Origin of the sequence: uncultured Chitinophaga sp., from assembly GCF_937874145.1 — a bacterium.
Classification (GTDB): Bacteria; Bacteroidota; Bacteroidia; order Chitinophagales; family Chitinophagaceae; genus Chitinophaga.
In genome coordinates, this window is sequence record NZ_CALNBI010000377.1 from 1 (window position 1) to 26,933 (window position 26,933).

20 protein-coding genes and 1 pseudogene are annotated in these 26,933 nt (G+C 54.5%); 13 read left to right on the forward strand and 8 right to left on the reverse strand.

Annotated elements, in window-relative coordinates:
* The 3 genes from nosZ to ric form a co-directional block, all read right to left on the reverse strand.
* Window positions 1-1,481, reverse strand: a 1,481-nt coding sequence (gene nosZ, locus Q0510_RS18405; RefSeq protein ID WP_298715129.1) for a Sec-dependent nitrous-oxide reductase, incomplete at its 3' end; no start/stop codon positions are given.
* Window positions 1,482-1,509: 28 nt separating this feature from the next.
* Window positions 1,510-1,998, reverse strand: coding sequence for a cytochrome c (locus Q0510_RS18410; protein WP_298715131.1), 489 nt, complete (start codon window positions 1,996-1,998; stop codon window positions 1,510-1,512).
* 542 nt (window positions 1,999-2,540) lie between these two features.
* The gene (ric, locus tag Q0510_RS18415; protein WP_298715133.1) at window positions 2,541-3,281 is read right to left on the reverse strand and encodes an iron-sulfur cluster repair di-iron protein; all 741 of its coding nucleotides are present in this window, start codon (window positions 3,279-3,281) and stop codon (window positions 2,541-2,543) included.
* Between the two features lie 471 nt (window positions 3,282-3,752).
* Between ric and Q0510_RS18420 the strand changes: the two genes are divergently transcribed.
* The 5 genes from Q0510_RS18420 to dapA all read left to right on the forward strand — a co-directional run bounded on the left by Q0510_RS18420 (window position 3,753) and on the right by dapA (window position 9,150).
* A complete protein-coding gene (locus Q0510_RS18420) occupies window positions 3,753-5,054 on the forward strand; it encodes a hypothetical protein (protein ID WP_298715135.1) in 1,302 nt (433 codons plus the stop codon).
* A 91-nt stretch (window positions 5,055-5,145) separates the two neighbouring features.
* Window positions 5,146-6,408, forward strand: coding sequence for a kynureninase (gene kynU / locus Q0510_RS18425; protein ID WP_298715137.1), 1,263 nt, complete (start codon window positions 5,146-5,148; stop codon window positions 6,406-6,408).
* Complete coding sequence (locus Q0510_RS18430) at window positions 6,405-7,007, forward strand: GDSL-type esterase/lipase family protein (protein WP_298715139.1); 603 nt, start codon at window positions 6,405-6,407, stop codon at window positions 7,005-7,007. The genes kynU and Q0510_RS18430 overlap by 4 nt, the downstream gene beginning before the upstream one ends.
* A gap of 212 nt (window positions 7,008-7,219) precedes the next feature.
* The gene (locus Q0510_RS18435) at window positions 7,220-8,173 is read left to right on the forward strand and encodes an acetyl-CoA carboxylase carboxyltransferase subunit alpha (protein WP_298715141.1); all 954 of its coding nucleotides are present in this window, start codon (window positions 7,220-7,222) and stop codon (window positions 8,171-8,173) included.
* A 95-nt stretch (window positions 8,174-8,268) separates the two neighbouring features.
* Window positions 8,269-9,150 carry a 4-hydroxy-tetrahydrodipicolinate synthase gene (gene dapA, locus Q0510_RS18440; protein WP_298715142.1) on the forward strand — a complete coding sequence of 294 codons (882 nt, stop codon included), beginning with the start codon at window positions 8,269-8,271 and terminating at the stop codon, window positions 9,148-9,150.
* Between the two features lie 124 nt (window positions 9,151-9,274).
* Here dapA and Q0510_RS18445 read toward each other — a convergent pair whose 3' ends face one another.
* The 3 genes from Q0510_RS18445 to Q0510_RS18455 form a co-directional block, all read right to left on the reverse strand.
* The gene (locus Q0510_RS18445) at window positions 9,275-10,114 is read right to left on the reverse strand and encodes a DUF3575 domain-containing protein (protein WP_298715143.1); all 840 of its coding nucleotides are present in this window, start codon (window positions 10,112-10,114) and stop codon (window positions 9,275-9,277) included.
* A gap of 111 nt (window positions 10,115-10,225) precedes the next feature.
* Window positions 10,226-11,134 (reverse strand): ribonuclease Z, encoded by a 909-nt coding sequence (locus Q0510_RS18450; RefSeq protein ID WP_298715144.1) that lies wholly within the window; start codon window positions 11,132-11,134, stop codon window positions 10,226-10,228.
* 10 nt (window positions 11,135-11,144) lie between these two features.
* Window positions 11,145-11,525 carry a hypothetical protein gene (locus Q0510_RS18455; RefSeq protein WP_298715146.1) on the reverse strand — a complete coding sequence of 127 codons (381 nt, stop codon included), beginning with the start codon at window positions 11,523-11,525 and terminating at the stop codon, window positions 11,145-11,147.
* 258 nt (window positions 11,526-11,783) lie between these two features.
* On the opposite strand from Q0510_RS18455, the gene Q0510_RS18460 reads away from it, so the two are divergent.
* The 7 genes from Q0510_RS18460 (at window position 11,784) to Q0510_RS18490 (ending at window position 23,798) form a co-directional block, all read left to right on the forward strand.
* On the forward strand, window positions 11,784-14,315 hold the full coding sequence (locus tag Q0510_RS18460; RefSeq protein ID WP_298715147.1) for an ATP-dependent Clp protease ATP-binding subunit: 2,532 nt from the start codon (window positions 11,784-11,786) through the stop codon (window positions 14,313-14,315).
* A 287-nt stretch (window positions 14,316-14,602) separates the two neighbouring features.
* On the forward strand, window positions 14,603-16,489 hold the full coding sequence (locus tag Q0510_RS18465) for a hypothetical protein (RefSeq protein WP_298715148.1): 1,887 nt from the start codon (window positions 14,603-14,605) through the stop codon (window positions 16,487-16,489).
* Window positions 16,490-16,557: 68 nt separating this feature from the next.
* The gene (locus tag Q0510_RS18470) at window positions 16,558-18,108 is read left to right on the forward strand and encodes a hypothetical protein (RefSeq protein WP_298715149.1); all 1,551 of its coding nucleotides are present in this window, start codon (window positions 16,558-16,560) and stop codon (window positions 18,106-18,108) included.
* Between the two features lie 12 nt (window positions 18,109-18,120).
* On the forward strand, window positions 18,121-19,713 hold the full coding sequence (locus Q0510_RS18475) for a T9SS type A sorting domain-containing protein (protein WP_298715150.1): 1,593 nt from the start codon (window positions 18,121-18,123) through the stop codon (window positions 19,711-19,713).
* 87 nt (window positions 19,714-19,800) lie between these two features.
* Window positions 19,801-20,490 carry a (d)CMP kinase gene (gene cmk / locus Q0510_RS18480; RefSeq protein ID WP_298715151.1) on the forward strand — a complete coding sequence of 230 codons (690 nt, stop codon included), beginning with the start codon at window positions 19,801-19,803 and terminating at the stop codon, window positions 20,488-20,490.
* Window positions 20,491-21,068: 578 nt separating this feature from the next.
* On the forward strand, window positions 21,069-23,018 hold the full coding sequence (locus Q0510_RS18485; RefSeq protein WP_298715152.1) for a tetratricopeptide repeat protein: 1,950 nt from the start codon (window positions 21,069-21,071) through the stop codon (window positions 23,016-23,018).
* Between the two features lie 18 nt (window positions 23,019-23,036).
* Complete coding sequence (locus Q0510_RS18490) at window positions 23,037-23,798, forward strand: LytTR family DNA-binding domain-containing protein (RefSeq protein WP_298715153.1); 762 nt, start codon at window positions 23,037-23,039, stop codon at window positions 23,796-23,798.
* A gap of 253 nt (window positions 23,799-24,051) precedes the next feature.
* On the opposite strand, the gene Q0510_RS18495 is transcribed toward Q0510_RS18490, so the two are convergent.
* Complete coding sequence (locus tag Q0510_RS18495) at window positions 24,052-25,278, reverse strand: 4-hydroxy-3-methylbut-2-enyl diphosphate reductase (protein ID WP_298715155.1); 1,227 nt, start codon at window positions 25,276-25,278, stop codon at window positions 24,052-24,054.
* A 285-nt stretch (window positions 25,279-25,563) separates the two neighbouring features.
* Window positions 25,564-26,460: a rhomboid family intramembrane serine protease gene (locus Q0510_RS18500; RefSeq protein WP_298715157.1), complete on the reverse strand. Its 897-nt coding sequence runs from the start codon at window positions 26,458-26,460 to the stop codon at window positions 25,564-25,566.
* An 89-nt stretch (window positions 26,461-26,549) separates the two neighbouring features.
* On the opposite strand from Q0510_RS18500, the pseudogene Q0510_RS18505 reads away from it, so the two are divergent.
* Window positions 26,550-26,933, forward strand: a pseudogene (locus tag Q0510_RS18505) (hypothetical protein); the annotation flags it as partial.

Below are 26,933 nucleotides of genomic sequence, written 5' to 3' on the forward strand. Positions count from 1 at the left end.
ATGGTCGGGAAGTCGAGCAGCAGCTGCATTTTGTCGCCTTCGATGGAGTACAGTTGCGCGCTCTGCGCCAGCTCAGGACCGGTGGGCAGGAAGCGGTCTTTGGTGATCTTGTTGTAGGCTACCACATACTTGCCGTAAGGCTTTTTGGTGTCGCCGCCGGGAACCATGAGGTGACCGATGGAATAGTAGGTAGGTACGCGGTCAAGCACTTTCAGGTCTTTCAGGCTCCATTTCACGATCTCGGAAGATACGAAGAATGAAGTGTATGCGTTACCGTTAGCATCGAACTCAGTGTGCAGGGGGCCGAGGCCGGGTTTCTGCACTTCGCCGTGCAGCGCGGCTTCGTACTTGATAACGGGCAGGCCGTTGTATTCTCCTTCAAACGCTTTGTCTTCGATCGCTTTCACGAACTTCTGGTACGCGAACACGGGGATCAGCGCCGCCAGCTTGCCGGAACCAACGATGTACTCGCCGGAAGGGTCCACGTCGCAACCGTGCGGCGACTTGGGGCAGGGGATCAGGTACACGAAATCCTTCAGCTCGGTGGGGTCCAGCGTCAGCACTTCCCTGATGATCTCGGAAGTGGCGGTGTGGGTTTCTTCGTTGAAGGTGTTGTGATAGTACTCGGTAGCCATCTTTTTGGCTTTGCCGGCTTTCACGTATTCTTCCGCTTTTTTCCAGTTTACAGCCACGATAAAGTCCTTGTCCTTCTGGGAAGCGTTCACTTCCTTGAGGGTACTGGCCTGTTCGGTGTTGTAGGTGGAGAAGAAGAACCATCCGTGGGAAGGCCCTTTACCGGCGCGGCTCAGGTCGAGGTCCATACCGGGCAGGATGATCTGGAAGGCCACGTTCATATGGCCGGAGTTTTTGTCGATGTTGATGAAAGAGGCGGTGCTTTTGAAGTTCTTTTTGTAAGAAGCATTGTCGAGCGCCGATTCCTGGTTGCCGATGGGAACGGAGAAACGGGTGCCTGCGATCACATACTCGGTGTTTTCGGTGAGGAAGGGGGAAGAGTGGTTACCGCCGGAGTTGGGCAACTCGATGATTTCCATCGTCTTGAAAGCCTTCAGGTCGATCCTGGCCACGCGGGGTGAGTTGTTGGCGTTGGCGAAGAGCCAGCGGCCGTCGTGCTCGCCGTTGGTTTGCGAAAGGGCCAGGTGGTGCTGGTCGTCCCATGGAATGAAGCCCTGGGAAGTATTCAGCATGGGCTTGGTTTCTTCGCTGTAACCATAGCCGTTTTCCGGGTTCACGGAGAACACGGGCAGCACTTTCAGCAGGCGGCCGGAAGGGATGCCGTATACCGCCACCTGGCCGCTGAAACCGCCGGAAACGAAGTTGTACAGTTCATCGTATTTGCCGGGAGCAACATAGGTACGGGATGCGGCATCGCCGCCAACGGCGGATTCGGTGCTCTTCATCTTGCAACCCTGCACGGCCAGCGCAGCGGCTGCGGCCGTCAGTAGTAAGTGAGAAAGTTTCATAAAAAATATATTACGGGAATGAATATTCTTAATTCTTGCCGTCGATTTTGCGCATGTACTCCAGCACCGCACGGGCATCATCGTCGGAGAGGTTCTGGTTCGGCATTCTTACCATACATACCTCCAGCATGGCCTGTGCTTCCGGATCTTTGTCCAGCATTTCGTCCACGTTGGTGACGAAGTTCATGATCCATTCCGGGGTGCGGCGGTCGGTTACGCCCTTCCATCCCGGGCCCACCAGTTTTTCTTCGGTGAGTTTGTGGCAGGACGTACATTTCACTTCGGCCACTTCCTGGCCTTTTTTCACCATGGCTTCGTCGAGCGGATGGGTAAGCTGGACGTCCTTGAATTTGCCGATACCCTTGGGATCGGTGGAAGCGGCGGCGCCGTTATCTGCTGCGGGGGCTTCGGATCCGGGCGCTTTATCGCCGGATTTTTCCTGCCCGCCACCGCCGCAACCAGCGGCCGCAATGGCGATGGCTAAAGAGAAGACGAAGAGATACCTGAGCTGTTTCATATTGTGTTTGTTTAGTTCAAAGTTCGATTTCGGCGGATGGATACTTCATGACGGCTGTCATCGATTTTGATGACAGTAGGCATCGGTCCAGGGTGTTTTATATGATCTGGATCGGACCATGCCCGCCCTGGAGCAAATAAGCATTGAACCCCTGTTATGCACGGGGGTGACTGGCGGTAAGCAGATTCGGAAAGAACTTTCAGATGGATCGGGAGTAGAAATGCTTTGTTCGCGGCAAACCTTCCATTACCAGGGAAAGCGGATCGCTTTCGGTTGGCAATAGTATGTTCGTGGCCGGTTGAAAACCTGCAGGAATAATTGTCGTCTTCGCTGTTCACGCTTTTCATCATGAATCCCGAATCCCGAATCGGATGAAAACGGGCGCTGGTTTTTCACAGGGGCGTTCTGCTGCGTTTCATGATGAATAGTTCTCACGTTAATGATTTATGTATTACAAATTCCGTGTCGGTTTGGTTGCGATCCGCCTGATTTTCACCCGTTTTTTCTTTCCGTGATGCTAAAACGCGGCCGGCAAGGGCGAATTACGGCTGGGTGGTTTGGCGGGCAAATGCGTTTTCCAGGTCGGCCGCTTTCGGGAACAGGATATTGTTTTCCAGGTGGATATGCAGGTGCAGGTCTTCCTGGAACTCTTTGAGCAGGGCGTATGTAACGCGATAGGTGTTGCAGCCGTCCGGTGGTACGGTGTAGTCGTTGCTGAGGGCTTGAATCTGCCGGAAGCGCTCGCCTTCCTGGTCGTGCTCATGCATCATCATGGAAATAGGATTGGATACGGTGCCGAAGTGAGGCGGGGGTGCGGTATGACCATTCTGTTGCGCCACCACCATCTGCCGGATATAGGGGAACAGCACCAGCTCTTCTTTCTTCATGTGCATGGTGAGCTCGGCGGCGCTTTCGTTGAAAAGCCCGGCAATCTGCACCAGCTCCGGGTGTGCGTCTCCGTGTACGCGCGACAGTTTGTGGAGATACGCCTGCAAAACGGGGATTTGATTGGAAACGTAGCCGTGATGACGGTCAACAATGTGGATCGCCAGCACGTCAGGCTGCCAGGTATTGTAATCCGTACCGGTTTCGGGCTGGATGCCGAGAACGGTTTGCAGGTCCGCCGTTACCGCGGCGATGTCGATCTTTTTCTGGGTGCAGGCGTCTTGCACGGTGCGGTTGCCATTGCAGCAGAAATCGATGTGGTATTTGCTGAAAACAGCGGCGGTGCGGTAATTGTCCGCCACCAGCTGGCCGATAACGGCTTGTTCGAGGTTGTTCATGACGAGTTTTTTAAATCAGTGTTATAATTAAATACCAAATTGTCCTTAATAAAAGACGGATAAACACGGCAAAGTTAGTGTATAAATACACATAAAAGGATAAAAAAGTCTTTAATTAGGGCGTTGTCACGAGGCTGAAACCCTTTGTGGGCGTGGAGTATGATTAAAATCATTTTTTTGGGGGATAGGGGATGGGGTTATGGCGGGCAAAAAAATGCCCGCACGGTAAGGTGCGGGCTTGCTTTGTCTGGCAGCTAAAAGGGACCACCGCCGCCGCTGTTCCCCCCGGAACGCACGGCTGCCTGTTGCCAGGCGGGCCGGTGGTCAAGTTCTCAACATAAGCATAATTAAAAACCTCGTATCATTTTTCAATCTGCAAAGTTCGGCAAATGAATCCGGGGGCATGGTGACTTACGTCACATAATCCTGATTGTGAACATTGTATTGTATTTTAGCGGTTTTTTACCAGATATGAGCCCGTATTCTTTCCGATTCCAGCATCCCCGTGCCCTGCGATATGTGTGGCTGACCGTCTTCGGACCCATCGTGGTGCTGATCGCCGTTATCCTGCTGGCCGGCCCCTCCATGTCCGCGATCCTCATTTCCACCCTGGGAACCATGGCGCTGGGGTTTTACTTCCTCTTCACCAAAGGCAAAGCGGCTGACGAAATCACCATCGACGGCAAAGGCTTCACCTCCGCCTTCTTCGGCAGGGTGGAATTCGGGGACATCGCGAAGGTTAGCGGGCAATCGTTCTGGATGGAGCCGCCGTCGCTGCGCATTGTGCTGGCGGATGGGAAACAATTGACCTGGCGGCTCACTTATAAAGGCAGCGTGTACAATTCCGTAGCCGACGCGGAGGTGTTCATGCAATTCACAAGCGATCTTTCCGCCCGGATGGATAAATCGCCCGCCGCCCGTCCTGCCGCGGCTGCTTACTACCACGCTGGGATCGATCCCACGCCTGCAGAGCAGCTCCGCAAGGTGAAGGATAAAAACCGGAAACCCGCCTGGATGATTCCTGTAGGCGCCGTGTTTGCCGTTTTGGCGCTGGTCAAAACCTGCGGAAAGGATTGGTTCGGGAGCAAGGACCCCGATTTCGGAAAAATGGCGGCGCAGCAGGAGAAGCTCTACAACTACAACGTGGAAAGGGCGAAAGCCGTTATGGCGGAACACCTGAAAACCCAGGGCGCGCTGTTCCTGTATACAAACGATACGGCCGCCACTGCCTCGCTGCTGCCGAAAATTTCGGAAGAGAACCCCCTGGGCATCAAAGCCTTCCGCCACACCCAGGCCAACCAGCAACTCCGGGAATTCATCGACAACCCCGATGCTTTCGAAATCCAGGCGGTGATCTTCGCGGGCGACTCTTCGGTGACGCCCATGCGCAAAAGCATCCTCAATATGGACGACAGCGCCGGCGCCAATCTCTACATCCGTTTTTACGATCCCGCACAGCGCATCGTGCCCATGCAGCTGCGCGGCCAGGCGATCGCGGACTCCTCCGAGCTGCCTGTTTTCGATGTAAAATCCGCCATCGCACTGTACGATACCCTCGCGCTCGCGAAACCCATTTCCGAAGTACTTCCCGGCATGCCCATGATGCTCGCGCAGGTGCGCCACCGGCCCTCTTTCCGGATCTATCTTACCGGCCGCGAAAAGGACGGCATCACCGAAAGCCTTTTCCGCAGGACCATCCGCGAGCTGAATAAGCAATTATCCAAAGTAGAAGCGGATACGAGCGGGTTTGTGATGAAAATGTTTAACCGGTAGTGATCGCCGGGCTTTCCGTTGGATAAAATTAATCGCACGTTCGGTTGCCTGTCCCGCCGGGCGGCGCGGCCTTTTTCGTTATATTGCCGTCATGAATACCGCATTTGAACCAACCATTGCATTCGCCAACGCACTCGATCAGCAAGATGTGCTGGCCTCCTTCAAATCCCGATTCCACTTCCCGCAACACGAAGGCAAGGACGCCATTTACTTCTGTGGCAACTCCCTCGGCCTGCAGGCCCGCTCCGTAGAAGCCGCCATCCGGCAGGAGCTGGAAGACTGGCAGAACCTGGCCGTGGAAGGGTACTTCCGCGCGAAGAACCCCTGGCTTTTCTACCACAACAATTTCACGGAAACCATGGCCGGCATGATGGGATGCTCAAACGAAGAAGTGACCGTGATGAACACGCTCACCGTCAACCTGCACCTCATCCTCCAGAGCTTTTACCGTCCCGCCAAAGAACGCTACCGCATCATCATGGAAGCGGGCGCCTTCCCCTCAGATCAATACGCGCTCGAAACCCTCGTGCGCCTCCACGGCCTGGATCCGGACGACGCCCTCGTCGAAATCCATCCCAGGGAAGGGGAGAAGCTCCTCCGCACCGAAGATATACTCGATACCATTGCCCGCCAGGGCAACAGCCTCGCCATGGTACTCATGGGCGGCATCAATTACTACACCGGTCAGTTCTACGATATCCCCGCGATCACGGCCGCCGCGCACCGGCAGGGCGCTTACGCCGGGTGGGACCTGGCCCATGTGGCCGGCAACATTCCCGTGCAGCTCCACGACTGGAACGCGGACTTCGCGGTGTGGTGCTCTTACAAATACCTGAACGGCGGCCCCGGCGCGGCCGGCGGGCTTTTCGTGCACGAAAGGCATGGCAGCGATCCCGGCTTCCCGCGCCTCGGCGGCTGGTGGGGCAACGATGAGAAAACGAGGTTCCGCATGGAGAAGGGCTTCGTTCCCAAACCCGGCGCCGCCGGCTGGCAGATCAGCACGGCGCAGGTCTTCAACATGGCCGCCCTTAAAGCATCGCTCGAAATCTTCAAAGAGGCCGGCATCGCCAACCTCCGCGCCAAAAGCCTGCAGCTCACGGCGTACCTGGAGTTCCTGCTGGGGCAAACCCCGCTCCCCTGCGAAATCATCACCCCCCGCGATCCGGAGCAGCGCGGCGCGCAGTTGTCGCTGTTTTTCCCGGAAGACGGTAAGGCCATCCACTCCCGCATGATGGAAAGCGGCATTATTTGCGACTACCGCGAGCCAGGCGTGATCCGCCTGGCGCCCGCGCCCCTGTATTGCTCCTACGCCGATGTGCTCCGTTTTCATGAAGTATTAAAATCTTTCTCATGAGTGCCGCAACCCAAAACTGGCTCGCCCTCGGCGATTCCTACACGATAGGAGAGGGCGTCCCCCTGTTCGACAGCTTCCCTTATCAAACCCTGCAACTCCTCCGCGCAAGCGGCATGCAGCTGCAGGCCCCGGAGATCGTGGCGAAAACGGGGTGGACCACCGGCGAACTGATAGCCCATCTCCACGAACGCAGCCGCCTGCTGCCGCGCTACGATTTCGTGTCGCTGCTGATTGGCGTCAACAACCAGTACCGCGGGCTTTCCGAAACGGATTACGCGGAAGAGTTCCAGTGGCTGGCGGAAAAAGCCCTGCAACTGGCCCCAGGCGGCAAGGTAGCCGTGATCAGCATCCCCGACTGGGGCGTAACACCCTTCGCAGCCGGGCGCGATCTCGACGCCATCTGCCTCGCCATCGACCAGTTCAACGGCATCAACCGCGAAATCAGCGGGCGGCTGGGCATTCCTTATATAAATATTACGGAAGATTACCGGCTCGCCGGCGGGCGGCCCGAGGGCGTGGCGGAAGACAAGCTGCACCCCTCCGCAGGCATTTATGCAGGCTGGGCGGAAAAGCTGGCTACCGTCTTCAGTGGGGCCTAATCTGCACGCGCACAGAATTTTTTATATTATAAATCCCCGCCCCCTGAGGCGGGGATTTTGATTAAGTAAGAATTATCCTACATTTGCACCCCTGACCCGCCGGCAACAACCGGTAAGGTCACTTATGCGATCCCTGTACAAGAACAGCCCATTGGGCGCAAGGCAGGGTTTACTATCTTTATGAAGTACTTTAACCTTTATTAAAACTGTTTATGCAATTTCTGGATTTTGAAAAGCCGATTGCGGATCTGTACGAACAACTGGAAAAACTGAAGGAAAACGGGGAGAAGTCCGGCGTGGACGTTTCCGCTACCGTTAACGAGTACGCACAGAAAATCAACGACACCAAGCAACAGATCTATAACAATCTCACCAGCTGGCAGAAAGTGCAGCTGAGCCGGCATCCCGACAGGCCTTATACACTCGAGTATATCGAAAGGATGACGGAAAATTTCGTGGAGCTGCATGGCGACCGCAATGTGAAGGACGATAAGGCGATGGTAGGCGGGTTCGCTGACCTGGACGGGGAAACCGTGATGTTTATCGGCCAGCAGAAAGGGGTGAACACGAAAATGCGCCAGATCCGGAATTTCGGCATGGCCAACCCCGAAGGTTACCGCAAGGCGCTGCGCCTGATGAAGCTGGCGGAACGTTTCAACAAGCCCATCATCACCCTGATCGATACACCCGGCGCATACCCCGGGCTGGAAGCGGAAGAGCGCGGACAAGGCGAGGCGATCGCCCGCAACCTGTTCGAAATGGTGAAGCTGCGCGTTCCCGTGATCTGCGTGATCATCGGCGAAGGCGCCTCCGGCGGCGCGCTGGGCATTGGTATCGGCGACCGCATCTTCATGCTCGAAAACAGCTGGTATACCGTGATTTCCCCCGAAAACTGCTCCACCATCCTCTGGAGAAGCTGGAACTACAAGGAAAAAGCGGCCGAAGAACTGAAACTGACATCAGGATATATGAGCCAGTTCGGACTGGTAGACGGTGTGATCCCCGAACCTATCGGCGGCGCGCACTCCGCCCACGAAGAAATGGCCGAAATATTGAAGAAGCGCCTCAAGGAAACCCTGGCCGAACTCAGGAAGATCGACCCGGACGCCCGTATCGAACAACGGATCGATAAATTCTCCAATATGGGCTTTTTTGAAGAACGTTAATTAAAAAAGGAGAGGCGGCATATTGCCGGAACCAATCCAATTGACAATCTTTGCATTTTCCAAGGGCAGCATTGCGGCCATTGACCATTTGAAATATGTTACAGGAACAATTACGGGGCACCGGCGTGGCATTGGTGACACCCTTTGCCACGAACGAAGCGATTGACTGGAACGCCCTCGAAAGGCTCATCGATCATGTGATTACCGGCGGCGTGGATTACGTCGTAACCCTCGGCACCACCGGCGAAACACCTACACTCTCCTCTGAAGAAAAGCTGGATCTCATCCGCTTCACCTTCGAAAAAGTGAACAAACGCGTACCCGTAGTGGTAGGCATCGGCGACTACAACACCCGCGACGTCGTGAAACGGCTGGAATCCTGCCCGCTCGACGAAGCCGCCGCCGTGCTCAGCGTAGCGCCTTACTACAGCAAACCCACGCAGGAAGGCATCTTCCAGCACTATAAAGCCGTTGCCGCTGCCTCTCCGAAACCCATCATCCTGTACAATGTACCCGGCCGCACCGGCCGCAACATGACGGCGGAAACCACCCTGCGCATCGCGCACGAAGTGGAAAACGTGGTGGCGATGAAGGAAGCTTCCGGCGATATGGCGCAATGCATGGCCATCGTGCGCGACAAACCGAAGGATTTCCTCGTGATCAGCGGCGACGATGCCGTGGCGATGCCGCAGCTGGCCTGCGGTATGGACGGCGTGATCTCCGTTGCCGCCAATTACTTTGCAAAAGATTTCCCAGCAATGGTGAAAGCCGCCTTCGCCGGTGACTTCGAAACCGCCCGCAGCCTGCATTACCGCATGCTCCAGGGCTTCGACCTTATGTTCGCGGAAAACAACCCTGCCGGTATCAAAGCATTCCTGCACGAAGCCGGTATCCTCGAAAACGTGTTCCGCCTCCCGGTGATTCCCGCAACCGACGCGCTCCAACAACAGATCAAACAGTATCTTTCCAAATACTAATTCCTGTAAACCGGGAAACGGAAGGCTGACAGCTGGTTCAACGCCAGGCGTCAGCCTTTTTGCATTAAAAAGGGCGCCCTTCTCAGGCGCCCCGAAAGTATAGGGTTGAACAGGATAATACCATTTAGAAAGCGAAGCCAACGGTAAGGCCCAGGCCGCGGACGCCGAGGAACGGCATCCTGATATCTGCCCTGATGCCATCGTCGCGCACCTCCGCAGTGATGTTTTTTTCACTTCCACCGAGATCAACCAGGTCTTCCAGCTCATTTTTCAGATCGGTGCGCTCCTGCTCGTCGAGGTCGCTGAGATCAGTAATGCCGTCCACCTTGCCGGTCATTTTACCATAATGCGCGCCGATGATGTAGAGGTCTACCACCACGCGTTTGGCGATCATAAACTGGCCACCCATCACTACGCCGCCGCCGAAACCGCTGGAATTGCCCTTGAGGGGTACGAGGGTGGTGGTTTGGTCGGGTTTTTCATAATCGTACGGGTAATCGTACTTGAAATTGCTGTAACGGCCGTAGATACCGGCGTAGAAGCCCTTGGCGCCGGGGCGGCGGCCGGTGTAGAAACGGAACTCAGCGGTGAGGGCGCCGCCGCTCATCTGCAGCTTGTCGAGCTGGTTCTGCAGGTCGTCGTCACCGTCTTCCTTCACATAATCCATCACTGTTTCGCCGAGCATGCTTTTGGTGAGCGCGCTTTTCGGCATGTAACGGTAGCCGAGCGAAGCGGAGATCTTGCGGGTAAGCAGGCGCTCGTACGTAAGGCTGTAGTTGTTCAGCGCAAGGCTGGATAGGTTGGTTTTCACGATGTTGGAATACATCGGCTGGTTGCGGAGCCTTTCCTTGCGGGGCGGCTTTTCGGCGATTTCGGTATCGATTTCCAGGGGTGCGGTTTGCTGCGCCGTGGCTGCAGTGCTGAGGCACAGGGCAAAGGCGAACGTTAGTGCTGCGTGTTTCATGTTATAGGTAAAAAGATTAATGCGTAAAGATAAACGCAGCTATTTTCACCAGCAATACACCATTTTAGGTATTGTATATTTAATTAAATTATGTTTTAATGTGTAGGCTGATCAGATGATGTAAGTGGTGCCTTCGAGGGCGAGCTCGGTATGGGGGAAAACGGGGATGCTTTCGTCGAGGAAAGGCTGGAGCTCGGTGTATTTGGAGGAGAAGTGGCCGATGAGCAGCCGCCGGGCGCCGGCCATGCTGGCGAGGGTGGCGGCCTGCACGCTGGTGCTGTGGAAGCGGTCGGCCGCGCGCTGGCGGAGATCGTCGAGGTAAGTGGTTTCGTGGTAAACGAGGTCGGCGTCCTTCATCCAGGGGATGAGGTCTTCGTCGTAGATGCTGTCTGCACAATACACATACCGCCGGGCGCGGAGCGGGGGCAGGGTAACCCAGTCGTTGCGGACTACCGATCCGTCTTTTCTGATATAATCTTCACCTTCGGCGAGGTGGGAGAAGAAGGCGGAAGGAATTTCGTAAGCACGGGTTTGTTCGGGTATGATGCGGCGTTTTTTCCGCTGTATGCTGAACGAAAAGCCGAAGCAGGGGATGCGGTGGCGGGTGGGGAAGCAGCTGACTTCCATGTCTTTATCGCGCAGCAGCACCCCGTGGGTTTCAGGGGTGAGGGGCTTGAATTCCAGTTCGAAACGCAGCGTGGTGGCGGCATGGCGGAGCTGGAGCTCGAGGATGTCCCAGAGCGCGGGCGGGCCGAAGACGGTCAGCGGCTCCGTTCGCCCCAGGAGGCTCATGCTGTTGATGAGCCCGATGAGGCCGAAGTAGTGGTCGCCATGGAGGTGGCTGATGAAAATATACCGGATTTTGCTGCGGCGGACCTTGTAGCGGGCAAGCTGCGTTTGCGTGCCCTCACCGCAGTGGATCAGTATGAGCTGGTCGTTATACGTGAGTACCTGGGCGGTGGGATGCCGCTCCGGCGTGGGGATTGCCGAGTTATTGCCGAGTATGGTGACCGCAAACATGTTCCGCAAATTAATCATTATTCATCTCCGAGTCGAGCTCGCGTTCGAAGTCTTCCATCATCACCATATCGATGGCTTCGGACTCGGTTGGCACGATATTGAGCATTTCGGGGTGTTGCACGGAAAGTTGGGCTGTTAAAACCTTGTTAAGTCCGGACACCGCGGCGGAGAGGCCATGGTCGTAGCGGTGCTGGTACACTGTAAAAATGGCTTCCAGGGCTTCGGGGGCTGCGGATTGGAGGGAATGCAGGTCCAGTATGAGGTTGGAGGTCTCCAGGTTGGGGGTGGCGAGTACGGTTTTTTCGAAATCCGCTGCCATTTTAGCATCCAGACCGGCTTCTTCCAGCCTAAAAATCACTATTTTCTCTTTGGTATCAATTTTGAATTGCATACGGCGGATGTTATCATTCAAAAACATTATAAAAAAAAGGATTCGGCAAAAAGGAAACCCGTCGAAGAACATACCTGGAGAAGTAAAAAAATCCAATCGTCAACATCCCTCTTCTCGTAGATATATTCAGCACACAAGGCCCTTCAGCGCAAAAGTAAATCTTAACCAATAATGTGCAAGGATAAAAACTAAATCCAAATTTATTTGGTAATATTGTATAAGCATGCCCCCGTAAGGGTTTAACAAAATCAACAAACAATGGATCAGAATTTTTCACCGCAAGTAAAGGAGATCATTACGTTTAGCCGGGAGGAAGCTTTGCGACTGGGTAATGATTTCATCGGTACGGAACACCTGCTTTTGGGTATCATTCGTGAGGGTGAGGGAACGGCTGTAAAAATCCTACAGGCGCTGAACGTTGATCTGTATGAGTTACGCAAGGAAGTGGAATTGGCTATAAAGGACAAGACGGGCAAGAACATTGCGAACATCAACAGTCTACCCCTGACCCGCCAGGCAGAAAAAGTGATCCGGGTAACCGTGCTGGAAGCGAAGGCGCTGAAGAGTCCCACCGTGGAAACTGAGCACCTGATGCTATCCATCCTCAAGAATAAAGAAAACGTTTGTACGCAAATCCTTCAACAGTTTGATGTGGACTACGATACTTTCAAAAACGAACTGGGCTTCGTAAAATCCGCCGATCCGAAAGCGGAATTCGATGACCCCGGAGAAGAGGAGTTCGAAGACGAGCGCAAGAGCTATGCTTCCAAACAGAAGCAGGCCAATACCAAGTCGAAAACTCCCGTTCTCGATAACTTCGGCCGCGACATTACGAAGCTGGCCGAAAGCGGCAGCCTCGACCCGATCGTGGGCCGTGAAGCGGAAATCGAACGCGTTTCGCAGATACTTTCCCGCCGTAAAAAGAACAACCCCATCCTGATCGGCGAGCCCGGTGTAGGTAAAACCGCCATCGTGGAAGGCCTCGCCCTCCGCATCGTGCAGCGCAAAGTTTCCCGCGTGCTGTTCGACAAACGGGTGGTGAGCCTCGACCTCGCCGCCCTCGTGGCCGGTACCAAATACCGCGGCCAGTTCGAGGAAAGGATGAAGGCCATCATGAACGAGCTGGAAAAGAACCGCGACGTGATCCTGTTCATCGACGAGATCCACACCATCGTTGGCGCCGGCGGCGCTTCCGGTTCGCTGGACGCGTCCAATATCTTCAAACCCGCCCTCGCAAGAGGCGAGCTCCAGTGCATCGGCGCATCCACCCTGGATGAATACCGCATGTATATCGAGAAAGACGGCGCCCTCGACCGCAGGTTCCAGAAAGTAATGGTAGATCCCCCCTCCGTGGAAGAAACCATCCAGATCCTCAACAACATCAAACCGCGCTACGAGGAATATCACAACGTTTCCTACACCGATGACGCCATCGACGCCTGCGTGAAGCTCAGCGACCGGTACATGACCGACCGCCTGCTGCCCGACAAAGCCATCGACGTGCTCGACGAAGTAGGCGCCCGCGTCCACCTCAAAAACATCAACGTTCCGCAAAATATCCTCGACCTCGAAAAACAGATCGAAGACATCAAGCAGGAAAAAAATAAAGTCGTGAAGAGCCAGCGCTTCGAAGAAGCCGCCGCCCTCCGCGATACCGAAAAGAAACTCGGCGAAGACCTCGAAAAGGCCAAAGCCGTGTGGGAAGAAGAAGTGAAACACAAACGCTACCCGATCGATGAAGAAGCGATCGCCGAAGTGGTGAGCATGATGACCGGCATCCCCGTGAAACGGATGGTGCAGGCCGAAAACGAAAAGCTCCGCCGCATGGGCGAAGACCTCAAGTCTGCCGTGGTAGGACAAGCCGAAGCGATTTCCAAAGTCACGAAAGCCATCCAGCGTAACCGCGTTGGCCTGAAAGACCCGAAGAAACCCATCGGTACCTTCATCTTCCTCGGGCCCACCGGTGTCGGTAAAACCGAGCTGGCCAAATCGCTCGCCCGGTACATGTTCGACTCGGAAGACGCGCTCATCCGCATCGATATGTCCGAATACATGGAGAAATTCTCCGTAAGCCGCCTCATCGGCGCGCCTCCGGGATATGTTGGATACGAAGAAGGCGGACAGCTCACCGAGAAAGTGCGCCGCAAACCCTACTCCGTGATCCTGCTCGACGAGATCGAGAAAGCCCATCCGGATATCTATAATATCCTGCTGCAGGTGCTCGACGACGGTATCCTGACCGACGGCCTGGGCCGGAAAGTGGACTTCAAGAACACGCTCATTATCATGACCTCCAATATCGGGGTACGCCAGTTGAAAGACTTTGGCGCAGGTGTGGGCTTCACCACCGGCACCCGCGTGGTGAACGAGGAAGAGAATACCAAGGCAGTGATCGAAAAAGCACTGAAACGTACATTCTCCCCCGAGTTCCTGAACCGTATCGATGACGTGATCATCTTCAACTCGCTCAGCAAGGAAGACATCTACGTGATCATCGATATCACCATGAAAGGCGTGCTCGCCCGCCTGCAGAACCTGGGCTTCAGCCTGGAACTGACGGACGAGGCCAAAGGGTTCCTCGCAGAGAAAGGCTACGACCAGCAGTTCGGCGCCCGCCCGCTGCACAGGGCCATCCAGAAATACCTGGAAGATCCCCTGGCGGAAGAAATCCTCAACATGAATATCCATAACGGGGATATCCTCATCGCGGATCTCGACAAGGAAAACCAGAAACTGGTGTTCTCCCTGAAGAATCCCTCCAAAAGCAAATCGGAAAAATCCGAAGCGTAAGTAGTAAGAAATCACCCGATTATATGAGCTGCCGGCAATTGCCGGCAGCTTTTTTTATGGCTGTTATTGATTTTCAAGGTGTTTGAAGCCCGAAAATGACATATTATAAAAAAATGAAATAAATCTTTCCAAAAGAACATATTATTCAAAAAGTATATGTATAATTGTGGGAGATTAGCGCAATTTACCGGTCAGGGGACCGGGTTTTAACCGTATCAGTTATTCGATTCAGAGCCGAGGTTTTTACATTTTATCTCTATAAACGTATATTTTTTAATCTCTTACCTATGAGAAAGTCGTTACGTATAGCGGGCATGCTCCTCGCATTATTTTTCTCTTACAACAGCGTGAAGGCACAGGTCAAAATCGGGGGCGACCCTGCATTAGTGGACCCAAACGCCATTCTTGAACTGGAAAGCAGCAGAAAAGGTTTACTGCTGCCCCGCCTCGACAGGGCAGGGTACGAACTGCTGGTGGGCCGCAACCCACAGGCCGGTATGGTCATTTATATCAAAGACCCCCTGGCGGATACCCGTGGCGTCGGTTTCTACGTGAAAACGGGTACTGCGGCCGACAAAACATCCTGGACTAAGCTTGCCGCGGATAACGGCGGCGCGGGATTCTGGAGGGTAAACGGCAACGATGAAGTAATCGACGGCGACTGGCTGGGTACCAAAACGGCCATTCCCCTGATCTTCAAAGTGAACGGAAACAACACGGTAATGCAGTTCGACGGTACTTCCGGCCAGCTGACCATCCCTTACGCCAACGTTCCCGTTGCGGGTTCTTCCGTGAGCGACGTCGTAATGATCGATAACAACGGTTTGATCCATAAGAAAGATCTTTCCCTTACTTCCGTGACTTCCCTCAACTCGTTCCAGGGTAATGTTACGGTGAAAGTTACGCCCAGCAACACTTCCAACATTGCGGAACTGACTGCTACCGCTTCCCCGAACGAACTGGATGTGAAACTGCCTATCATGGCCGGTGGCGCCACACAGGAGTATGGTTTCATGACCATTGCGGACTGGAAGAAGCTCGATGCGATCACGGCTGCAAACGGTATCGCCATTGGCAACATTCTCACGGGCATTACCGGCGGGGATGGTGCGCAGATCGAACGTTTGACGGGTGCGGATGAAGGGAAACTGGTGATCCGCCTCGTGGAAGCGTCCGGCACTGCGCCGGGTATCGTGAGCACAGGAGCGCAGACATTTGCCGGTGCCAAGTCTTTCAGCGGAACAGCAGCATTCGCGGAAGCCACTACATTCGCAAAAACCGTCGGTATCACCGGTAACACCACCCTGGGCGGTACCCTGGGTGTGACCGGCTTATCTACCTTCTCGGAAGCGGCCACCTTCAACAAAACGATCGAAGTGATCGAGAACGCGGCGATCGCCGGCAACACCACACTTGGTGGCAGCCTGGGCTTCACCAATCCTGCTTTTTACAGCACGCCCACGCCGGCTACTTACCGCCTGGCCGTCCTGAACCCGAATAACGACAACAAGCTGGAAATGGTGGAAGTGGCCGCTGGAAGCGTTGGCGGTATCGGTTCCATCCGGCTGCCTGGTGCAACGCCGGCTGCCGACCAAATCATTAAAGCCGATGCTTCTACCGGGCACCTGACTGTGCTGGCCGGCCAGTCGGGCAACGGTTTCAACATCGCTACAGAGGCCGCCAACTCCATTACCATTAATATCCCCAACGCCAGCCAGACCGCCAGCGGTCTCGTTACCACCGGTACGCAAACCTTCAACGGTATCAAAACCGTGGAAGACACGCTGAACGTGGGCGGCAACACTACGCAGACTTCCCGCTTCAACCTGAACAGTGCGATGTCGGTTCCCTTTAAGGTGCTGAACCCGGGCAACTACATTATGGGCAACGATGATTATATCGTTATCGCGAAGTGCGACAACAGCGCGGTGGGTGCAGATCCCGAGCCGATTAATACCGTTACGCTTCCCTCCGCTGGTGATGTGAAAGGACGGATGTACACGATCCGCAGGGCGCGCCGTATCACAAACGAAATCGCGCAGCTCCACATTGCTGACGCCAACGGCATTCAGATCGATGGCCAGGACGCCATCATCATCTATGAGCCAAACTTCGCCGTGACGCTGGTTTCCGACGGAGCCGCCTGGCACGTAATCTCCAGATCAGTTATGTAATAGATTTTCGATTGAAGGGAACGGCGGTTCTGTGCCGCCGTTCCTTTATAATCCAATAATCGTTCGTTATGAAATTTTCTCTCTCTATTTGCAGCGTTACCGCATCCGTATTCTTTGCCCTGATCTTCGCAGGGCAGGATGCAAAAGCCCAGCTGAAGATCGGCGGCAATACCACCATCACGCGTGGAGATGCGATCCTGGAACTGGAAAGCAACCGTAAAGGCATGCTCCTGCCCCGCGTCACTTCACTGGCACTAACCGTTCCCCCGCTCGATACGGCGGCACAGGGAATGATGGTCTACAATCTTACCGACAACAAAATTCATATCCGCACGGGCAGCTCCTGGAAAGCACTCAGCGATGCAGATGCCGGCGGTTGGAACCTGACCGGCAATTCATCCGTCAACCCCGCATTGCATTTTTTGGGCACCACCAACGCCCAGCCGCTCATTCTAAGGACCAACAACCTCGAAGCCGCGCGCGTGACCGCCGACCGTAAGCTCGGTATCGGCACTACGGCACCGCATTCCATGTTGCACGTCAACGGTTCCACCGCCACCAACGTGGCCGTGGGTACCGGGAACTTTACTATGGCGGATTCCAACAGTGTGGTGATTATGAATAATACCGGGACAGTGAATTTTGCATTGCAGAATCCGGCCAATTACAAAGGCCGAACGATTGAGATCGTGGCATATAATACCGGGCTTGTCAACTTTACCGGTTATACGGTGCGTGGTCAGAACGGGGCCAATCCAACAGTGGGCCTGGCAGCAGGGTATAGCTTGCGCCTGGTCAGCGATGGAGCTGCGTGGGTGATAGTAGGAAAACAAAGAAGCGGTCTGCCTTTATATTACGCTACTACGGCCGGTTCTGGAGAAGGAGAAGTGCTCCGCGACTACAACGGCTATATCAGTCACGGCAGTGGCGTGTTCCAGACGGATGTGCAGGCGGAAGCATTGAACCAGATACCCAACGAAACCGCATGGTTCAGCATGATGCTGCAAACCGTTGGCGGCGGGTATTTCGGGCAGTTCAACCTCAACGACCATGACGCCTATTTCCGCGGTAATTCCATCAGCAACCTCGGAACGTCCGTGTGGCAGAAAATGATCAGCCATCCTGCAACGATTTCATTCAAAGGGGAGCGACTGGGGGCTGATAGCCTGAATCTGAATATGATCGCCAACCGGAACGTTGTTTTCAGTACGAATAATACCGCGCGGATGCGGATTCATAATACGGGTAACATCGATATGATGGGGCCGGCTGTAACGGTGGAAGGTACTACGAAGATGAAAGGCGCGGTGTTCAATAATATTACGACGGTATACGGGAACTATAATGTAGCTGATAATGACTATACGATTTATGCATTGATCAGCGCAAACAACCAGGCCATTACATTGCCAAGCGGAGCCCAGCATATAGGCAGGGTCGTAGTTGTGAAAACAAGGAAAAACGGTGGAGGCACCAACAGGACGCTGGAGATCAATGTTGCGGGTGGTGGAACTATTGAAGGGGCGGGAAGTGTGGATTTAGCGGCTGATACAGGAAACGACAGTCATATGACGTTTCAGATGGTGGCCGCGAACAACTGGTTGATTATCGCAAGATAGAAAATTGAAAAGATGAAACGTATTTACACCTTACTCGTATTTTCCTTCCTTCCGTTGCTTTCGAAAGGGCAGCAGGGCGTGTACATTGCACCGGGCGAGCGTTTGCAGGTATTTTCGGGGGAGAATTTCAGCATTTACGGCAATATGGTGAACGGTGGCGCTTTCGGCACCGGCAACAATACGGTCATTCATTTTTTCGGGAAATCGTGGACAAATGGCAATGGCGCATCCCTGCCCGACGAAAGCAACAACGGGTTCTCCGGCAGGGGCGGGGTGATCCGCTTCCAGGGCAACAACCCGTTATACGGCAACCTGGGCGCGCAACAGGTATTCGGCGGATACAGCGCTGTGAGCAAACTGGGCGCCACCTTCCCCAATATCGATATCAACAACCCGCTGGGCCTGATCATGGACGACTTCACCGACATGAAGGTCCGTAATACCCTCAACTTCACCACCGGCCACCTTTTTCTCAACGGCTGGAACCTCGTGGTGGGCAACGGGAATCCAGGGCAGATCACGGGTTTCAGTGAAAGGGCGTTTATCATTACCGGTACCGCCATTGCAGGAGGGTTTCTCTTCCGCGAACAGGTGAAAGCCTCCGACGGGAAGGTCGTATTTCCTATCGGCTCCTCCACCGCGGGGTATGCCCCCTTCCAGATCGAGTACAGCGGCGCGGCGGATGATTTCCGCGCCAGGGTGTTCGACAGCGTGTATCAATACGCCGTGTCCGGCCTCGTCAACAAGCTCGATTTCACCAACAAAACCTGGAACATCGCCCGCGGGCGTACCGACGAAAGCGATACGCGCCTCACCATCCAGCATATGGACATCGACGAGGGCCGCGACTACAGCGCCTGGCGGTCTTCCTCCTACGTAACCCGCTACCTGAACAACGCCTGGGATTTCGAAGAACCGCAATCCTTCCCTACGGCGGGCAATATCACCACCGGCGGCACGCTGAGGAACGCCACGATGCACGTCCGCCGGTTCAGCAACGGCATCCGCAACAACGAATATTTCACCAAGGCTTCCATCCTGTACGGGCCTTATGCGCCGGCGGTTTTCATCGTTTTCAACGCGCACCGCATCAACGAGTCGCAGGTGCAGCTGGAATGGTCGGTGGCCCGCGAGATGAACAACGAGCGTTTCATCATCGAGCGCCGGCTGGATACCGATACCGGTTTCGTGAAAGTGGGAGAGCTCTTTACCATGGCGCCCAACGGCAACACCAGCACCCGGCTGGATTACCGGATCGTGGACCCCAACGGGCACGACGGCTGGAGCTATTACCGGATCCGCGCCGTGGCGCGCAACGGCCGCGAAAGCGTCACCGAAATCCGCGAGGTGCCGCCTTTCCTCCGCCTCGACGTATTCCCCAACCCCAGCTTCGGCAGCTTCCAGGTGCGGGTGCGGGGTACGCAATCCAGCCTGCTCATGCAGATCGTGAACACAATGGGGCAGATCATGAACCAATACAGCATCGAGGGCGAACGCACGATCTATGTGAGTAACCTCGCGAAGGGTACTTATGTGCTGGTATTTTACGACAGGGCAACCGGTAAGCAGATACGCACTTTCAGGGTGGTGGTGCTGGAACGGTAGGAACAAATTGCTTTGTAAAGTCCCGGAATTGCAGCAAATTTGCAGTGTCTGATTTATAACACTGCACACGCTTAGAATTTACCGGGTTTGAAAAAGATCATCATCACGATAGACGGATATTCCTCCTGCGGGAAAAGCACGCTTGCCAAGCAACTGGCGGCGAAGTTGAACTATCTGTATATCGACAGCGGCGCCATGTACCGCGCGATCACCCTGTATTTCATCCAGCACCGGGTCGACTGGGCGGACATCTTCCAGGTAAAGACCGCACTCGACAATATCCATCTCGAATTCGTGCACAATCAACTCACTGGCCAGAGCGACATGTTCCTGAACGAAGAGAACGTGGAGCCGATGATCCGGGAGATGGTGGTGGCGGAGAAGGTGAGCGAAGTGGCGGCGATCAAAGAAGTGCGTGACTTCGCGGTAGCCCAGCAGCAAAAAATGGGCGCGGGGAGAGGGATCGTGATGGATGGCCGGGATATCGGAACGGTCGTGTTCCCCCATGCCGAGCTGAAGATCTTCATGACGGCGGACCCTGGCATCCGGGTGCAGCGCCGGTTCAAGGAGCTATACGCCAAGAACCCCAATATCACCCTCCACGAAGTGAAAGAAAACCTCGAGCTCCGCGATTATATCGACTCCAACCGGGAAGTCAGCCCGCTCCGCAAGGCAGACGACGCCATTATCCTCGATAACAGCAACCTGACGATGGATGAACAGCTCGACCTCGTATCCCAGTGGGTCGAAGACGCTATCATGTCACATTCCTCCTGATTTTTTTTGTATATCAAAAAAACGTTATTACCTTTAGGTAACGATACTATACCTTATTAACCTCATCCTCCGAAATTCCTGCATTATTTAATGGTCTTGGCGCTATTTTCCTCTTAGGAGGAGATGCAAACATTTGCCGCCCCGATATTTGGACCTGTGACTTTATTCCTGGAAAAAAACCTGCTAATTTGTTGCCTGTCAACCTGTTGACACCTGTTCCCGGACGCCGCTTTGCGCCGCCGGCAACTTGCCTATCGCAGCAATCAGCGGTTTTTGTGATTGTCCAAAGGCTTTCAGCCATATCCGGACTGCATCCAGTTAAAAGACCATGCTATTAACCGTATAACAATGAACTCTGAAATATATTCGACACTGCCATGCCCTTGGGGCTGGCGGGCTTGTAAAATCAATGTGGACCGGCGGCGTTATCCGCCCCGATTCATATTTTCAGTAGGTGTATTCGGTTAATAGGAAAGGGGCGAATTCTTTCGCCCCTTCGTTTTTCTCCCTGAAAACGGCCGGATAACGGGATTTCGCAATTATATTTTAACTTGTGGAAGCTGTTTGCTCCATTAAGCATGTTTCTCAGAAGGACCATCACCCTGCTCATACTGCAGTTATTCCTCATGGCTGGCGCCACGGCGCAGGATTCCGTGCGGGTATTCGGGTTGCTCGACTCGATCCGCGGCCTGCCCGACGATACGGCGAAAGTCAACGCCTACCTGGCCAAATCCCGGACAGTTTACCGGTATTTCGACAAAGGGGGCAGGGAAAACCCCTTTCTCCAGGAAGCCCTCGCCCTTTCCGGCCGCCTCCGCTACCCGAAGGGCCTGGCCGAAGCGTATAACGACCTCGGCACCTCGCGCCGCAACAAATCCCAGTACATCCTCGCCACCGAATATCACGAAAAAGCCCTGAAAGCCGCGATCGAAAGCAAAGACCAGCGCCTCATGGCCACTTCGTACAATAACGTAGGCGTAGACTACCGCCGGCGCGAAATGCTCGAAAAAGCCTTCGACCACCATTTCGAAGCGCTCAAGATCGCCGAAAAGATCAACGAGACCCGCTCCCTCACCGTAGCCATCAATTCCATCGGCAACATTTACCTGTCAGACGCGAAGTACGAAGCCGCCATCCGCGAATTCACCCGCGCGCTGGAACTCGAACAGCAAAGCAATAACAACCTGGGCGTGGCCATTAACCTCGGCAACCTCGGTTACGCCTACGAAGGGCTCAACCAGCTCGACCGCGCCATCGATTACTACGAACGCTCGCTGGCCGTGAACCAGCAGCTGAACAATCATACCGGCATGGCCATCTGCTACACCTGCCTCGGTACGGCGTACCAGAAAAAAGGGAATAACGCCGCCGCCATGGTCTACCTCCAGAAAGCCCTCGCCGCCAACGAACAGGTGGAAGATAAAGTGCACCTGGCCGAAAATTACATCTCCATCGGCCGCCTCCTCAACGACGAAGGCAATCTCCCCGAAGCCCGCAAATACATCCAGCAGGCGCTCGACCTGGGGCACCAGTGGACCTTCAACTACATCCTCCAGGAAGGCTACAAAGCCATGGCCGATAACTACAAACGCGCCGGCGATTTTGAGAAGTCTTTTGATAATACGCAGTTGTCGCTGCAATACAAGGACAGCATCCTCGAAGAGCGCACCAGCACCGAGTTCGCGCAAATGAAAGCGCTGCACGAAGTGCACCGGAAAGACAACCAGATCAAGGAACTGCAGCAGGACCAGGTCATCAACCAGCTCCGCATCCGCCGCAACCTCGCATTGGTAATCGCGCTGGCCGGATTTCTGTTCATGCTGATCGTTGGCGGCTTTTTCTATATCCGGCACCGTAACCTGCAGGCTAACCGGCAAACGCTCCAACTGGAACTGCGGTCGCTCCGTTCGCAGATGAACCCGCACTTCATCTTCAACTCCCTCAATTCCATTCACCGCTACATCTGGAGCAACAACCAGGAGGAAGCGTCGGAATACCTCACGAAGTTTTCCAAGCTCATGCGCATGATCCTCGACAACAGCCAGCATACCTTCATCCCGCTCAACAAAGAGCTGGATTCTTTGCGGTTGTACCTGGATCTGGAGGCATTGCGTTGCAACCATATGTTCGATTATCATATTTTCGTGGACGATGAGATCAATGAAGAGGAGGTCCTCATCCCGCCCATGATCATCCAGCCATATGTCGAAAACGCCATTTGGCACGGGCTGGTGCACCGCACGGAGAAAGGAAGGCTGGATATTGAAGTGGCCCTGAACGGGCGGATACTGGAAGTAACGGTCACAGATAACGGGATCGGGCGGAAGCTGGCGATGGAAATCCGGGAGAAGAAAGACAAGCTGCATAATTCCATGGGCATGAAGGTAACGGAAGGGCGCATCGCGCTGATCCGGAAAATCAATAACACCAAAGACGCAAACGTTGAGATCACGGACCTGCACGGTCCGGAAGGAGAGGCCACGGGCACAAAAGTGCGCATCGTGCTGCCGGCAGAGTTTTTATTTTAACAGCTTAAATGTTCCTGTATGAGCGAAATCAGAACCATCATCGTAGACGACGAGCAACATTGCATCGAGGCATTGCAAACGATGCTGACAAAGAAATGTCCGGACGTAACGGTGCTGGCCGGGGTAAAGAGCGTGCAGGAGGCCCGGAATATCATCGACGAGCTGCGGCCCGACCTGGTGTTCCTGGATGTGGAAATGCCCCATCAGAATGGATTCGAGCTGCTCAAACAATACGACCGCATTCCCTTCGACGTCATCTTCACCACCGCTTACGAACAATACGCGCTTAAAGCTATCAAGTTCAACGCGCTCGATTACCTGCTGAAGCCCTTCAGCATCCAGGAGCTGCAGGAGGCATTGCGGAAGTTTCATGAAAGGCGGCAGAACAAACCCGAGCCAGGGATGGCCCCGCTGGAAATGTTTCTGCAGAACATGAAAACCCTCCAGCATACAAACAAAAAAATCGCCTTGCCGACCATCAACGGCCTGGTGTTCATGCCCGTCCAGCAGATCGTGCGCTGCGAATCCACCGGCAACTACACGAAGATCTTCTTCACCGACCGCAAGCAGCTCCTCGTGTCCAAACCCCTCAAGGAATTCGAAGAGCTCCTGACCGACGTGGATTTCTTCCGCGTCCACAACTCCCATCTTATCAACCTCCAGCAAATGGACAGCTACATCCAGGGCGAAGGAGGGTTTGCGCTGATGAGCGACGGCACCCAGGTGGAAGTATCCCGCCGCCGCAAAGCGGAGTTCCTTCGCAAGGCGATGCAATTTTAGGCCCGCTCCCGCATCCGAATTTCATTTTCACACCGCCAGTTATGCGTTATTCGATACCGGATATTAATTCCCGGTTGCGGACATTTGTACCCGATAGTACATTTGTACCAGCAATTATCACCGTGTTTGTTATTACGCCCCAAAATTAATTTTCTCTGCATTACTAGCGTTTGATTACCCCCAAAGAAAAAAAGCACCGCTCAGCGGTGCTTTTTTCATGTATGGACAATTTGTTAGTCAGTAAAGTTGTCTATCACGACCAGGCAGCGGCGGTTTCATCCACCAGGTGCTCCAATCCGTAGAACCCCGCCAGTTTGCGGATAACCGCTTCCACGATGGCATCGGGGCAGGACGCGCCGCTGGTTAGGAGGAGGGTGATATTTTCTTTTTGCGGCAGGTAGCCGGTGCTGCGCAGTTCCTGGTGATGATGGAAGTCGTAGTGCAGGAGCTCGTTGGGCGAGAGCAGTTTCTCTTCGGAAGAAATGAAGTAAGTGGGCAGCTTTTCTTCGCAGAGCTCCACGAGGTGCGAGGTGTTGGAGCTGTTGTACCCGCCCACCACGATGGCGAGGTCGGCGGTCACGTTGAGCATGCCGGTAACGGCCGTCTGGTTGTCGTTGGTGGCGTAGCAAAGCGTGTCGCGCGTGTCGGCGAAGCGCTCGGCGATCCGGTCGTCCGGGAGCTGGTAATGTTCCTGGATGGCCTGGCGCACGTAGTCGGCGATGGCCTGTGTTTCGGACGCCAGCATGGTGGTCTGGTTCACGACGCCCACACGCTGGAGGTGCTTCGTAACGTCGAACCCTTCGCTGTACTGGCCTTTGAATTCTTCGTAGAACCCTTCGGCCGGGGCTTCCTCCCGGATATAGGCGGCGAGGCGGTGCGTCTGCTCCATGTCTTTCACCACGATGGTGGGCGTATGCGAGCGGCTGTGCGAAAAGGTGGCGCGCGTTTCCTCATGCTTCGGTTTCCCGTGAACGATCACCGTGTAATCCTTCCCGCCGATCTGTTCGGCTTTATTCCATACCCTTTCCACGAACGGACAGGTAGTATTGTATTTCAGAGGCGCGATACCCAGCGATTCCAGCCGCGCCTCTATTTCGAGGGTGGTGCCGAAAGCGGGGATGATGACGATATCTTCGGGTTGCAGCGATTCCCAGGGGATGAGCTGCTTGCCGGAAGTGTCCATGAGGAATTGCACCCCGCGCGACAACAGGTCGCTGTTGACCTGGGGGTTGTGGATCATTTCGCTGAGCAGGAAAATCCTTTTCCCTTCATTTTCCTCCACCGTCCGGAAGGCGATCTCGATGGCGTTTTCCACGCCGTAGCAAAACCCGAAATGCCGGGCCAGCAAAATCGTAAGCGGGCCAAATTCCAGTCGGGTGGGCGTAAAATCTTTCTTCATCTTGTCCTGCTGCTTTCTTTGCTGTTTGATGGCAGAGATGAGCGGGCTGCGGTATATGATCGGTACGTTGAATGTTTTCATGGCTTATACGATAGGCAAAGATAGGTATTTCATCGGTGGAATTCCCGCGGCGGGATGACGCGCGCCAGACAATTCCCGCAGGTATTTCCGTATGATTATCCCGCTGCCGTCTTTTATCCGCAAAAGCTAGGACGCGGGAAGGGCAGGCTGTATCTTGGCTGGCGCCGCCGCTGCCGGAGGCACAAATTCTTTAGGATTTTACGTTTACTGATAAATGATCTGAACAAGGTCCCGGTTCTCCGGGGCCTTTTTTATTTCGCGCAGCGGGCCGGCATGTTAAGAAAATCACTTTTCGTTGCTGTACTGGCGGAGCCATTGTTTTTCTTCGGAGGTGAGGCTGTTGTACCCTTTTTCCGAAATCTTATCGAGCAGCTGGTCGAGCCTGGAAGCATGGGAAGGGTCGGGTGCATTGCGGACTACGCGGAGGGGGGATTTTTTGGGTTTGAATGTCCTGGTGGTGGTTTTGCGGCGGCTGAAGAGGTGGTTGAGGCCGTCGAACAGCTGCATGAGGGGGGCGCAGAGGTCGGTGCCGGTGGATTTGAGGATGCGGACGTATGCGAATCCGAAGAGGGCGCCGCCTAAGTGGGCGAGGATGCCGCCGACGTTGCCGTCGGGGATGGAAATGAGGTTGAGGACGAGCACGCCGATAGCGAGCCATTTCAGTTTGAAGTGGGCTACGAGGATGCTGATCTCCATGTTGGGCATGAGGGTGGCGCTGGCGATGAGGAAGGCCATGGTGGCTCCGGAAGCGCCGAGGAGTGGGCCGCCGAGGTAGGGCGTGGGGGGGAGGAGGTAGTAGAAAAGGAGGTACATCCCGGCGCCGAAGAGGCCGGAAAGCAGGTAGAGGGGGAGCACACGGCGGTTGCCGAGCTCGGAACGGAAGAGGTTGCCGAACCAGAAGAAGGTCAGCATATTGAAGAGGATATGAAATACGCCGATGTGGAAGAACATGTAGGTGACGGCGCCCCAGGGCTTGAACAGCAGGGTGCGGTCGGCATGCATCACGAGGTTGTCGACCAGGAACGCCCAGGCGCCGGCGGCGAAGGGGAGTTGCAGGGTGCCGAGGAGCCGCAGGATGCCCACGATGAGGAACACGGCTATATTAATGATCATCAGGTGGTTAACCGTATTGTCCTGTCTGAGCCAGTATTTGATATCCGCTTTGAAAGTAGTTCCGTTCATACCGGAAAATTAAGGAAAAAAAATGCTCGCCGGCCTTTCCCACGGCCAATTTTCCATTTTTGCCAGGAAAACGGATGATTTCGGTGGAAATGCATAAAACCCTCATTTTCAATAACGGTTTTGTTCAAATAAAGTTGCCGCAAAGGCAGATTTGTCGTATCTTTGCCCCCTTAAAACTTTATATTTTGGAAGAAAACAACATTACTAACGAACAAAACGCTGAACAACAGGCTCCTGTGGCTCCCGCCGCGGCAGAAACAGCGACAAAAAATGCTCCTGTTGCAGTAGAGACCGCTCACGATGATTTCGACTGGAGCGTGGACAAACGCAATGTGTCTTCTTACAGCAAAGAAGAAAAAGAGAAGTACGATCAGACTTACGACAGCACTTTCAAAGTGATCGAAGAGAATGGTCTGCTTACCGGTACCATTGTAGGCATCACCAAAACCGACGTGGTGATCAACATCGGGTTT